10 protein-coding genes and 2 pseudogenes are annotated in these 12104 nt (G+C 43.8%); 5 read left to right on the forward strand and 7 right to left on the reverse strand.

From position 1 onward, the window contains the following. Positions 1 to 33: 33 nt before the first annotated feature. Both DG046_RS03965 and DG046_RS03970 read left to right on the forward strand, forming a co-directional pair. Positions 34 to 987, forward strand: a complete 954-nt coding sequence (locus DG046_RS03965) for a copper amine oxidase N-terminal domain-containing protein (protein ID WP_108831253.1) — start codon at positions 34 to 36, stop codon at positions 985 to 987. Between the two features lie 231 nt (positions 988 to 1218). Continuing rightward, complete coding sequence (locus DG046_RS03970) at positions 1219 to 1434, forward strand: IS3 family transposase (protein ID WP_083508484.1); 216 nt, start codon at positions 1219 to 1221, stop codon at positions 1432 to 1434. Between the two features lie 148 nt (positions 1435 to 1582). On the opposite strand, the pseudogene DG046_RS03975 reads toward DG046_RS03970, so the two are convergent. The 5 genes and pseudogenes from DG046_RS03975 to DG046_RS03995 all read right to left on the reverse strand — a co-directional run. Then, a pseudogene (locus tag DG046_RS03975) lies at positions 1583 to 1798 on the reverse strand (transposase); the annotation flags it as partial. Positions 1799 to 1926: 128 nt separating this feature from the next. Beyond that, positions 1927 to 3630 (reverse strand): relaxase/mobilization nuclease domain-containing protein, encoded by a 1704-nt coding sequence (locus tag DG046_RS03980; protein WP_108831255.1) that lies wholly within the window; start codon positions 3628 to 3630, stop codon positions 1927 to 1929. A gap of 3 nt (positions 3631 to 3633) precedes the next feature. Beyond that, complete coding sequence (gene mobC / locus DG046_RS03985) at positions 3634 to 3993, reverse strand: plasmid mobilization relaxosome protein MobC (RefSeq protein WP_159082047.1); 360 nt, start codon at positions 3991 to 3993, stop codon at positions 3634 to 3636. Between the two features lie 229 nt (positions 3994 to 4222). Next, positions 4223 to 4981: a Fic family protein gene (locus DG046_RS03990; protein WP_108831257.1), complete on the reverse strand. Its 759-nt coding sequence runs from the start codon at positions 4979 to 4981 to the stop codon at positions 4223 to 4225. A 59-nt stretch (positions 4982 to 5040) separates the two neighbouring features. Further along, positions 5041 to 5805 (reverse strand): Fic family protein, encoded by a 765-nt coding sequence (locus tag DG046_RS03995; RefSeq protein ID WP_108831258.1) that lies wholly within the window; start codon positions 5803 to 5805, stop codon positions 5041 to 5043. A gap of 577 nt (positions 5806 to 6382) precedes the next feature. Here DG046_RS03995 and serC point away from each other — a divergent pair. The 3 genes and pseudogenes from serC (at position 6383) to DG046_RS04010 (ending at position 9871) form a co-directional block, all read left to right on the forward strand. After that, on the forward strand, positions 6383 to 7462 hold the full coding sequence (gene serC, locus DG046_RS04000) for a 3-phosphoserine/phosphohydroxythreonine transaminase (RefSeq protein ID WP_108831259.1): 1080 nt from the start codon (positions 6383 to 6385) through the stop codon (positions 7460 to 7462). Continuing rightward, the gene (locus DG046_RS04005) at positions 7455 to 8633 is read left to right on the forward strand and encodes a phosphoglycerate dehydrogenase (protein ID WP_108831260.1); all 1179 of its coding nucleotides are present in this window, start codon (positions 7455 to 7457) and stop codon (positions 8631 to 8633) included. Before serC ends, DG046_RS04005 begins: the two co-directional genes overlap by 8 nt. An 8-nt stretch (positions 8634 to 8641) precedes the next feature. Continuing rightward, positions 8642 to 9871, forward strand: a pseudogene (locus DG046_RS04010) (DUF1015 domain-containing protein). Positions 9872 to 9969: 98 nt separating this feature from the next. Here the strand turns inward: DG046_RS04010 and DG046_RS04015 are convergent. Further along, the gene (locus DG046_RS04015) at positions 9970 to 11061 is read right to left on the reverse strand and encodes an AI-2E family transporter (protein WP_159082048.1); all 1092 of its coding nucleotides are present in this window, start codon (positions 11059 to 11061) and stop codon (positions 9970 to 9972) included. Continuing rightward, positions 11048 to 11890, reverse strand: coding sequence for a beta/alpha barrel domain-containing protein (locus DG046_RS04020; RefSeq protein ID WP_306419034.1), 843 nt, complete (start codon positions 11888 to 11890; stop codon positions 11048 to 11050). Before DG046_RS04020 ends, DG046_RS04015 begins: the two co-directional genes overlap by 14 nt. Between the last annotated feature and the right edge of the window lie 214 nt (positions 11891 to 12104).

Genomic DNA, 12104 nt, shown 5'->3' on the forward strand with positions numbered 1-12104 from the left:
TGCTATTTTCAATTAGAAAAAGGAGAGTCTAATATGATGAAAAAAACTCGTACTATATTTCTTTTATTAATAGTGTTATTTGTTTTGCCATTCAGCTTAGGAATGAAGACTGCAAATGATCAAAAAAAGGATACCAAGAAAGAGCAACAAACGAATGATAATGTTATAAATACTATGCTATCAAGTAAACCAGGAGCAGATCCCTTAACTCTTGTCGCTGGTTCGGATGATTATTTGATCCTAGAACACTATTGTGGTTTATTGATTTTAGATCGCAATTTTTTGGAACCTTTTGCTGAAATTCCAGCAAAAGATATCGAATTAAAGACACAAGGAGATGAAGCCTTCTCTTATAGCTTAGATGGAAATACACTATATTTAAAGAGAATGGGAAGTGGAAAATCTTTTACCTTTAACATTGCAGACAAAGTTCTACAAGTGGAGCAAAACAAGGACCAAATGAATAGAATGGATTCATTTAAGTCTCTCTCTGAGGGTAGATTGGAAGAGGTTTTAGGAAGAAAGTGTAATGCTCAGGGGATTCAAGGGGATAACTGGATATTTATCCTTATACCTGACCCAAATAAATTAGGAAATAGCCAGTTAATGATTGTTGATCAAGATACGGGTAGTAAACGCACAAAAAATCTCCGTGATTTAGTCGAAACAAAACACAACGTATCTATATTCTTAGATGAAAAAACTTTGAACTCAAAAGGTTTTGTGGAAAAAGGAAGAGCTTACCTTCCTTTGCGATCGATCTTAGAGGGGCAAGATTATGAGGTAAATTGGAACCAAAAGGACTCTAGTATTGTAATTAAAAATAAGAATCAAAAGATTCTCATGGTTCCAGATGGTCAACGTTATTGCTTAATTAAAGAGGGGAAGAAGCGGAGTTATGATTTTTATGTAAGAGAAAATCGAACTTATTTAAGTCAGAAATTTTTTAAAGAGATAGCGGGGTTGAACCTTTCGGTTAATAAATAAAAAGATAAATCTTAATTTTTTATCAAAATGATAAGGTTCTAAGTTCAATGTTTATTAGGGAGATTTGTTTTTGCAAATCTCCCTTTTTATGCAATGCTTTCATAAAGTTATAAAGAGAATAAAGACTTTGAAGAAAAGATTATGTGTTATACAATAGAAAATAATTGACCTATTCCCACATACGAGGCTTTTGAGAAATATTAAATTTTATCCATACTGACCACTCAAGCCATGTCGAGAAAAGGCAACTGCTACGACAACGCCCCCATGGAGAACTTCTTCAGTGTACTGAAAAGAGAAATCTACGACGGTTACGTCTACCGAAGCCGACAAGAACTCGTGCGTTCCATCGAACGTTTCATCCACTATTACAACAACGATCGAATCAAAGAAAAGTTAGGAGGCTTGAGTCCGAAGCAATACCGTGAACAGATGCAATCTGCATAGAACGAATGTTATGTAAAACAAAATCGAGCAAGCGGAATGCTTACTCGATTAAGTCCAACTTTATGGGGTCACTTTATAGTGCTCCGACCTTTTTTCTACAGGTAATTAAAGCTGCTGGTAATCTCGCTGAACTAGTTTTTCTAAGCGCTTAAGCAGTATCGCCACTTTTTTTGACCGCTTCTTTAGCTTCTTCCATCCACTGTGTTAGAGCTGTCATAGCAGAGATTTTTTGATGAGATAGAACGGTAAAGCCTTCTTTTAAAATATAAGCGGTACGAATAGCATCGCTCGTTTTAAACAAGATGGCGACAACGAACTTTTCATCTTCTGTTAAGTTCTTTGTCGGTTTCTTTAAAAGACTGTGGCTCTTTTTAAACTACTTTCTCTCCGTTACCGTCATTAGTTTTTGCTCCGGGTTCGTCACATTTTCAAACACCCAATGGATACTTTATAACCCATAATGCTCCGACATTTTATATCTTAGAGAATCATTTAACGGCTAGGCGTACCTTTATCTAGTCTTTCTTTTGATCGATCATTAAGTTCCAAATATCGTGAGTAGTTATCATGAATTTTATGAAGGTTTGCCACAGAAGCCTTTAAACGACGATTATCGTTATAGAGGTCCGTTAGCTCAGACTTTAATTTTAAATCCGTTAAATAGCCTCCTGTAAGCTCTTTGATCTCTTTAATTCGATCATTGTTTTCCTTCTGAATGTTGTTGTTGAAATTAATTACTGCTGTAATTTCTGAGAAACTATTAATGCCATGTTTTTTTAAGAGCAGATAGTTCTCGTTCATCATCGTCATATTTCTCATTAAGATCTCATTCTGATTAAGACCTTTTTCAAAACGAATCATGCGTACATCTTCTTGACCGATTGTTTTATGCTGAATGTTAAAACTGATCATTTCTTTGGTATAGTCCGTTCCAAAAGTGGTAGGGTGTATAAGCGTAAATTCTTCATCGCTTGAATGTTTCAGGTAGAGTTCGCCACGGTACTCCTTGAAATCATATTGTTTCTTCTTCATCTCGTTTAAAAATTCGTCGTAAGATGAAGCATATTTTATAGCTGACTCCATAGCGTATTTTGTTCGATTAATGATCTTATAATCGACGAATTGTTGTTTATAAACATCGATGTTGGCTTCACGATATGCAGCTTGTATTTGCTCCATATGATATTTTTTACTGAGTCGAGCTTCCGGACAAGTAACAGAGCGGTGACTATCTTCAAACATATAGACTTTTTCATCAGGATCATAACTGTAACCTAGAGAGGAAAAACGCTCCATAAAATCACGGAAGGTCTTTTCTTCGCCGAGAATAGTGTGAAGATCGTCCTGAATTTTTTGCTTGGTTTGTTTTATAAAGTTAGGATCTTGCATGTACATCTTCGGCTTGTTTGCAATTTGATTTTTGATTTCTATTTCTTGCTCAATGCGATTTTGAATAGCTTCACGTGTGTAGTCTTTTCCAAGTGTTTGTTCCTTGCACCTTGTAAATTTTTGTTGTTCCGGGAATTTAATTTTCAGATACTTTCCGTTGTCATCATGAACAAGTCCAATGTCTTCGATCAAAAAAAGAAAATTCTCATAGCTTGTTGCCTTTTCAATACATAAGTCAATTCCGGACTGAATCTTTGCTTTCCAGGACAGACCTTTTTTTAGACACATATCTTCATAATATGACCTCGTGTTTCGAAGATGGTCGTTTAGAAATTCTTTTTCTTTATCGGAATCAATAATGGATAGTCCGTGTTCTTTACAAATATCGTCGTTTATTTGTCTGATGATGGGAATGTCTTTTGTGATCTTATAGGCTTTAAAATCCGTCATTCGTATGTTATTAAAAAGAATATGATTATGAATACAGTTCGTATCGACGTGTGTTCCTACTACGTATTGATATTCACCTTTTAAGAAACGCTCACAAAATTCCAAGGCAATTTCGTGTGCTTCTTCAGGAGATACTTCTCCTGGAGCAAAGGACTGTTTGAAGTGTCTTGCTAATACTTTCTTTTGTGGATTTGTATTCGTGTTCCAGATTTCTAAAAAATCTCTTTCTCCATAATCAATACTAGTGCCATACGCTGAAACTAAAATACTGTTTTCAGTTTTATAAGCGTCTGCAACATAATTAATTGCCTTCTGCAACGTGGACTTAATTGGCTTACCTTTTACAATAACAGCCACAACTTATGCCCTCTGAACATTAAAAGTCTTGCATAGCATGTGAAGATTAGTACGAATATCTTCTAATTGGTTTTTAATTTCTAAAATATCATTAATGTCTTCTTGGTAAATTGAATTGGTAGAATTTATTCTTCGAGCAATTTGATTTATATTATTTCCAATCAGGGAGAGAGAAACGTGCATAGCATTTAGCTGACCGTCATTTAGTCGGACATTAATTATTTTACGATGGCGGAGTAGGTGGATAATAAAATCATTGCGATTAGTAAATCGACTTTTTTCAAAAAGGGTTTCGAAGAATTCTTTTTCTTCAGAAGTAAATCTTAAAAGCATCTGCTGATCTCGGTATCTTTTTTCACTCATAGCTTTAATTCCTTTCATAAAAATAGTTTAATAAGGGTTCGGGATTATCCCATAAATTTTGAAAATCCAAAATTTATTTCGGGGGTTTGGGGAACTCCTCAACAAGCCTTGGAGATTTATTTTTTCAAAATGGATATCCAAGGTACTCGCTTGCTATGACAGAAAAAAGGTGAATTTAGATACTTCTATTATACCAAAAAAAGCCACCGCCTTCGCAGTGGCTTTAAATCTATCTTTCTAAATCATCAAGCTTTAAAAATTGGTTTGGCTTAGAAAGATTCATTCTCTCAGTTGCTTGATCTTTTAATTCTCTATAGGAAGGAAGATCCTTTTCTCTTAACTCCACACCGCTGATTGCTTTTTTATAAATCATATTTATTAGATCGGTTTTTTCATCTGTAGAGTAATAATGGCTGAGCAAAGTATTGAATTCTAAAATATCTTTCTCCCTGATTGTAAGGATGCCCTTACCGTGGCTTATAAGATCTTTATTAGCAATCAGTGAAGCGGTTCGTTTATTTCCGTCCCAAAAAAGTTGTGCTTTCATCATCCATAGCATTCGTTCAATCGCTCTTTCCGTTGCATTATTTATTTTTTCGAATGCTAAAAGTTTTGTTTTTACTTCGCCTTCTTCAGGTATTGGCGGTACATAATCTGTTCCTCCAATACCAACACGACCTGTTCTTAGTTCTCCCCAGGCAAGAGCTTCATCTTTAGCAATTTCATAATGAAGGTCTTTTATGAAATCAAGGGTAATGGGTTCTTCGATGTTCTTTAAAAGAAATTGCCAGGCATGCTTTAGATTCAAAATTGTGCTGACGGCAGAAATATCGACATTCTGCATCTTCGCCTTTTCAAGAATGGTATAAGTTTCAGGGAAGGTAACATTTAATCCTTCCAACTTGGCACTATTATAAATGCTGTCTACTAAATTACGTTTTGCGTAAGCAATGTTTTGTGAAAGCGTCATATTATACTTATTGTTCATTCATAACCTCCGAAACAAACAGAGAAAAGCTTATATAGACTAAAGGAATTTCAGTACAATCATCTTTCAAAGGGACGAGATTTTTCTACCTGTAATTCAATCTCATAATCCTTAATTGCTTTTTCTTCTTCTTCACAAATCAAAAATAAAAACTTTTCAAGGTCCTGATCTTTAGCGTACTGATCGAGGCTTTCGTAATATACAGCCCGTTTCTCTGTAGAAATGTTAATAGGCAAGAAATCATCGGCCATTAAAATATAATTCATAAGCAATCGTGCTGTTCTACCGTTGCCATCGGAGAATGGATGAATTTTGACAAACTCAGCATGTACCCATGCAGCTAATTCTAACGTTGATAAGTCTTTCTTTCGAACTGTATATTGTTCTATAAAATAGGACATCTCATTTCTGACCTCTGTCCAATCGATAGGAATAAAGGAAGCACCCGAGATCCGTACATTAGTTTGACGATAGATACCCCCGGGAAAAATATTTTCCGTAATAATCTGGTGGAGATCTTTGATTAGGTCTTCTGTGAATTCTCTGTTTTCTAGAATCGCTTTTTTTAGATACTCAAAGGCTTTCTGATGATTAATCACTTCGTAGAGTTCTCTTAATTCTTTCCCTCCTACTGTAATTCGATCCACTAGAAGAGTTTTGACTTCGAAAATTGACAGAGTATTTCCTTCCATCTTTGTAGATTCATGAGCGAATCGAATAGCAAAATCTTCCTCGTAACTGGTTAAAAAATGTTGTGAAATAGTTTGTATCTTTTGATTCAAATGTCTTTTTCTAGCTTCTAACTCTTGAAGTTTATTATTCATTGGTTCTCACTCCTTACATTTTGTGCTCTTTTATATTCTGCTATAATATCATTCTAAATTCTATCACAAACATTGAATATCTGAATGAAATTGAGTAGCAATCAATTGAAAAATCCAGGAAGCCTTTCGCTTCTAATTTAAAGTTTTATTTAGTTTGAAAACAGAACACTACACCGACTATTTATCGTTACACACTGGTTGCACACTATTTATTTCAAACGGCCTTATCATGCGATTTGTTTGCCTATATCCTAGATCCCCGCCGTCTCCACCATAAAGCCGGATTGCATGTGCAGTCCGGTTTTTTTAATTCCCTTAAATCGAAAAAACGGGATAATCGAAAGAAAAGAAAGGAGATTTCGAATTGTAATTTGCGAAAAAGGCCTTTTTCGAGAATTACAAAGGAAGTTTCAGGCTGTAATTCTAAAAAAGCAGCGTTTTTTGATTTTACCATCTCGCCATTCGTATATTTTATTTTTACATCGCGAGGATTGTATCTTTTTCTCCGAGGGCGTATAATAGGGCAATATCCAAAAAGCTTTAGTGCTTTACAGTGTTTATACGTAGGAGGTTTGTAATGGAAAGAGTATTTAATTTTTCCGCCGGCCCCGCCACTTTACCGGTGGAGGTTTTGGAGCAGGCATCGAAGGATATGTTGAATTACAACGGCTGCGGCATGTCGGTTATGGAAATGAGTCACCGCTCAAGTGAGTACGGGGCCATTCACGCTGCTGCAAAGGCATCTCTTCGATCCCTTCTGAATCTCGATGAGGATCACGAGGTGCTCTTTTTGCAAGGGGGCGCGTCGCTGCAATTTACCATGATCCCCATGAATCTTTTATCCGACGGCCAATCGGCTTCCTACGTGATCTCAGGCTCTTGGGCGAAAAAGGCCTACAAGGAAGCGGCTATGCTTTATCCCGTGAAGGCCGTCGCCTCGTCGGAGGAGGACAATTTTAATTATTATCCCAACCTGGACCAAGGGGCAAAAGACAGCGTCTATACTTATGTCTGCGTGAACAACACGATTTACGGCACCCGCCTTTCGCCGGAGCGGTTGGCTTCCATAAATGGCACGGTGGTAGCGGATATGTCGTCGAATATTTTAAGCGAGGTCTACGATGTGAATCGCTGCGGCCTCGTCTTCGCCGGGGCGCAAAAGAATTTAGGCCCCAGCGGCGTCACCGTGGTCATCGTGAAGAAGGATCTCTTGAAAAAGGACAAGGGCGAGATCCCCACCATGTTGGATTACAAGATCCATTTGGAAAAGGACTCCATGTTCAACACCCCGCCCTGTTACAGCATCTATATTTGCGGCCTGGTCTTGGATTGGGTGAAGAAAATGGGCGGTGTGGAAGCCATGGAAGCGCGGAACAGGGAAAAGGCGGCGCTTTTATATGAAACAATCGATAACAGCGCCCTGTTTAAAAATACGATTCCCGCAGAGGATCGCTCCCTGACCAATGTGGTCTTTGTGACGGGAGACAAGGATCTGGACGGGGATTTCGTCGCCGGCGCCAAGGCCAAGGGCCTTTATAATGTAAAGGGCCACCGAAGCGTGGGCGGCATGCGGGCGAGCCTTTATAACGCCATGGACATAAGCGGCGTAAAGGCCTTGGTAGACTATATGAAGGAATTTGAGGTGCAACGTGGCTAAGGATGAACGGCGGGTCTATAAAATCAAGACCATCAACAATATTTCGAAAGAAGGGCTGAAGCTTTTGCCGGCGAATTTCATCGCCTCGCCGGATGTGGAAGATCCCGACGCCATTTTGGTGCGCAGCGCGGATCTTCACGATTACGAATTCGGCCCCAATGTGCGCTTCGTGGGCCGTGCCGGCGCGGGGGTCAACAACATTCCCATCGACCGCTGCTCGGAAAAGGGCATCGTCGTCACCAAGGCGCCGGGGGCCAATGCCAACGGTGTGAAGGAGCTGGTGCTTCTCGCCCTGCTTCTTTCCTCGAGGGACGTGCTCGGCGGCATCGACTGGGTGAGAAATTACAAAGGCGATACCATCGGCAAAGATGTGGAAGCGGCGAAAAAGCGCTTCGCCGGCCCGGAGCTTATGGGCAAGACCCTGGGCGTCGTCGGCCTCGGCGCCACCGGCCGCCGCGTGGCGAAAATGGGCATCGACATGGGCATGAACGTCATGGGCTACGATCCCTTCCTCTCCATCGGCAACGCCTTGAATCTGGACACGCGGGTCAATGTGGTGGAAGATCCCAAGGCCCTCTTTAACCAGGCGGATTACATTACCCTGCACATTCCCTACACGGCGGATACGAAAAATTTCGTCGGCGCGGAGCTTCTCTCCATCGCCAAGCCGGGCCTGCGCCTCATTAATATCGCCAGAGGCGGTCTGGTGGACGTGAAGGCCCTGAAGAAATTCATGGAGGCCGGCGTCGTGGTGAACTACGTGGTGGACTTCCCCGATCCGGAAACCATGCGCCTGCCCCACACCATCAACATTCCCCACTTAGGCGCCTCCACGCCGGAAAGCGAAGAAAATTCCGCCATGATGGTGGTGCGCCAATTGGTGGATTACTTGGATCACGGCAACATTCGCCACTCGGTGAACTTCCCCGATTCCAATATGGGCATCTGCAACAGCATGGGCCGGCTCACGGTCAATCACCGGAACATTCCCAACATGCTTGGGCAAATCACCAAGGTCTTGGCCGATGAGGAGATCAACATCGCCAATCTCCTGAACCGCCACCGGGTGGACTGGGCCTACACCATGATCGACATCGACTCCCCCGTTCACGAAGGCCTTCGGGAAAAGATTTTAAACATCGACGGCGTGGTCCGCGTGCGGTTTTTCTAGGAGCGACTATGGTTACCATTAAAGATTTCAAGGCCCTTCGGCCGAAAAACAATTTGGCAAAAGACGTGGCGGCTCTGCCCTACGACGTGTACTCCACGAAAGAAGCGGCGGAGGAAATAAAAAAACACCCTCGCTCCTTTTTGCAGGTGGATCTGCCGGCGGCCACGGTGGATGCATTCGACGGGCCCATAAACGACGTGGCGGTGAAAAACTTCGAAGCCATGAAGGGGGCGGGGATTTTCGAGCGGGACGAGACGCGGAATATGTACGTCTACGAGCTGGACGACGGCACCCGCAAACAGCGGGGCCTTATGTGCCTCGCCTCCGTGGACGATTAGGTGGAGGACCGCATAAAAAAGCACGAAAAGCCCCGCCGGGAAAAAGAAGAGGACCGGGTGGATCACATCGACCGCCTCAATGCCCAGACAGGGCCGATCTTTCTCACCTATCGCAATAACGACGTCATTGCCGATCTCATTGCAAAGGGCACGGCGGGGGCGCCGGGGCTGGGTTTTACCACCGATGACAACATGACCCACCGGGGGTGGACTCTCTCCGAACGGGCCATCGTGGACGGGCTTGTGGAGGCTTTTAAAGAGCAAGAGGCCCTTTACATCGCCGACGGCCATCACCGCTCCGCCTCGGCGGTGCGGGTGGCGAAGTTGCGCCGGGAACAATTCGGCCCCGGGGATGGGGACACGGAGTACAATTACTTCATGGCCATTCTCTATCCCGCCGATCAGCTCCACGTCTACGACTACAATCGGGTGGTGGCGGATTTAAACGGATTAAGTGAAGAGGAATTTCTCGAAAAGCTTGAGGAAAAATTTGTCGTCACCGAAATGGAGGATGCCGTCCGTCCCGAGAAAAAGGGCGAATTCGGCATGTTCCTTACGGATCGTTGGTACCGCCTGAACTTTAAGGGGCCCGTGCCCTCCGATGTCATCGAGGCCTTGGATGTATCGATCCTGCAGGACAATCTCCTCGCGCCGATCTTGGGCATCGACGATCCCAGAAGCGATGAGCGCATCGACTTTGTCGGCGGCGTTCGCGGCTTAAAGGAATTGGAGCGGCGCGTCCACGAAGACATGATCGTGGCCTTTTCCATGTATCCTACGGCTCTCGAGGAGCTCATGGCCGTGGCCGACGGGGGAAAAGTCATGCCGCCGAAATCCACTTGGTTTGAGCCCAAGCCGAGAAGTGGGCTCTTTATCCACGAACTGGACGAAATAAACTAATAGATATCGGGTAAGCACCGCGCTTGCCCGATTTTTTTGCGCAAAAAAGCCCCCGGCGAAACCGAGGGCGGTGGATCCCTATTTCAGATCATCTTTCTTTAGGACTCTGCGTCTTCTTCTTCCGGAATGGCGCATTGATTTTTTTTGTCAAAGCGTTCGCTGCGAATGCCTTTGATGATAATTTTCAGGCACATATACAGAGGCGATGCGATTAAAGCGCCGAGGACACCGAAGAGATTGGCGCAGATCATGACGGCCACGATGACCACGAAGGGATGAATGTCCAATTTGTTGCCCATAATGTTGGGAGTAATCACATTGCCTTCCAATTGTTGAACCACAATACTGACCACGACGACTTTTATGACCATGCCGCCGCCCATGGTGAGGCCAACGAGGACCGCCGGTGCGGCACCTAAAAAGGGCCCGATAAAGGGAATAAAGTTAAAGACCAGGGCAATGGCGGCGAGGGAAAGTTTGTATTTCAGGCCGATGACGGTGTAGCCGATAAACATGAGCACGCCCAAGATGCAGGCGACCAGAATCTGCCCGGAAATGTAGGTTTCCAAGGTGCGGTGGATTTGGCCCAAGATGTCCATGATGCGTTCGTAATACTTGCCGCGGGCCAGGTATTGTATAGCCTTCACGGCGTCGTCTTCGTCTTTCAACAGGTAGAAAAGCCCCAAGACCATGAGGAGGATGAGGCTTCCCACGGCGCCGATATTGGACAGGCCGTTGGCCAAGAGGCGGGGAATGTCGCCGGCAAAGCCCTGAAGCCACGCTTCGAATTTTTGGATGTAGTCGCTTAAGGGGACGTATTCGTTGATTTGCTTATAAAAATCCGACTGAGAGTAACTTGCCAGGGCCTTTACGTCGAAATCGGAGAAAAAGCTCGCGGCCTGATCGTAGATCATGGTAAAGGTGACGTAAAAGAGGCCGATGGTAATGGCGATAAAGAGGAGGAAGGTGAGCACGGCGGAAAGGCCGGGCTTCTTCGTCCATTGGGTCAATTTGTCGCGCACGGGCCTGAAGGCGTAGAAAATATAAATGGCCAGGATCAAGGGCACGATCAGGGACATGATAACATTGTAGACGGGGCTTAAAAATTTCTGCGTCGTGCTGAAGAGCAGGATGATGAGAAAGATTAGTGTGACGGTAATCAGATTTTCGTTGAGTTTACTTTTCGTCATGGGGAAGCTCCGGCTCGATGTACTCGATGGAATCGGCGGGGAAGACGAGGTCGCGTTTAAATTCCTCGACATGGAGATTGGTCGGATCGTTGGGCTTGTTGCCGCTCTCGGCGCTCTTGTCCCTGTAATCTTCCATCATGGTTTTAAACAGTTCTGAAGTGGAAGGAGGCGTGTAAGTAATGGCGTTGGCACCGGCATTGGTCGTGGCGTGAATGCTCGCTTCGTCGTCGCCACCGGTGGCGATAATAGGAAATTCGTTTCCGATAATGCTTCGTACATAGGCTACGAGCTCCGCCGTATTCTTGCCGCCGGAAATATTTAAAATCCGGGCGCCGGCGTTGATCTTGCCGACGAAATCGTCGTGTTTGGAGACCACCGTGGCGATAATGGGAATGTCCAAGACCTCGTACATGTCCCGAATGACTTCGTTTTTCATGGGCGTATTGACCACGACGCCGTAGGCGCCTAAAAGCTCGCATTCCAAGGCGATGGACACGCTGCGGGGACCGGAGGTGGTGCCGCCGCCGACGCCGGCAAAGACGGGAATGGAGGAGCCTTGAATAATGGACTGCACGATGGCCAGCTGCGGCGTGAAGGGATAAACGGCGAAGACCGCCTGGGCGTTTGAGTTGCGAATTAAAGCGATATCTGTTGAGAAAATCAGGGATTTGATTCGCGTGCCCTGAATGCGAATGCCGCTGGCATTGTAAATGGCGTTGGGCATGAGTACGGGTTTTTTGCGAAGGGAGGATTCGATTTCCGGAATATACTTATCTTTGATGATGCGAAATTCTCCCTTGGGAAGTTTGGATTTTTTCGAAATACTCAATGGGCACCTCTTTCTGAATTAGGGCTTTGACTACTTTAATCATTATATCATCGGGCATCGGATAGCACCACGACGGGCACAAAAAAAGGTTCTATGTCAACCATTGGGGAGTCTAGTGAAAACTAGGCTCCTTTTTGTTTTCCCAAATGCCATCTATCACCGATCTTTTGAACAGACAAAAAGCAGTTTTGTTCGGAAATGATGAAAGTTTTGC

The organism is Aedoeadaptatus coli, assembly GCF_900343085.1.
Classification (GTDB): Bacteria; Bacillota; Clostridia; order Tissierellales; family Peptoniphilaceae; genus Aedoeadaptatus; species Aedoeadaptatus coli.

Bases quoted from the DNA above. Each gene is read 5' to 3' on its own strand.
- DG046_RS03995 (WP_108831258.1), bottom strand. From the start codon at position 5,805: ATGAATAATAAACTTCAAGAGTTAGAAGCTAGAAAAAGACATTTGAAT.
- DG046_RS04015 (WP_159082048.1), bottom strand. From the start codon at position 11,061: ATGACGAAAAGTAAACTCAACGAAAATCTGATTACCGTCACACTAATC.
- mobC (WP_159082047.1), bottom strand. From the start codon at position 3,993: ATGAGTGAAAAAAGATACCGAGATCAGCAGATGCTTTTAAGATTTACT.
- DG046_RS03990 (WP_108831257.1), bottom strand. From the start codon at position 4,981: ATGAACAATAAGTATAATATGACGCTTTCACAAAACATTGCTTACGCA.
- DG046_RS03965 (WP_108831253.1), top strand. From the start codon at position 34: ATGATGAAAAAAACTCGTACTATATTTCTTTTATTAATAGTGTTATTT.
- DG046_RS03970 (WP_083508484.1), top strand. From the start codon at position 1,219: ATGTCGAGAAAAGGCAACTGCTACGACAACGCCCCCATGGAGAACTTC.
- serC (WP_108831259.1), top strand. From the start codon at position 6,383: ATGGAAAGAGTATTTAATTTTTCCGCCGGCCCCGCCACTTTACCGGTG.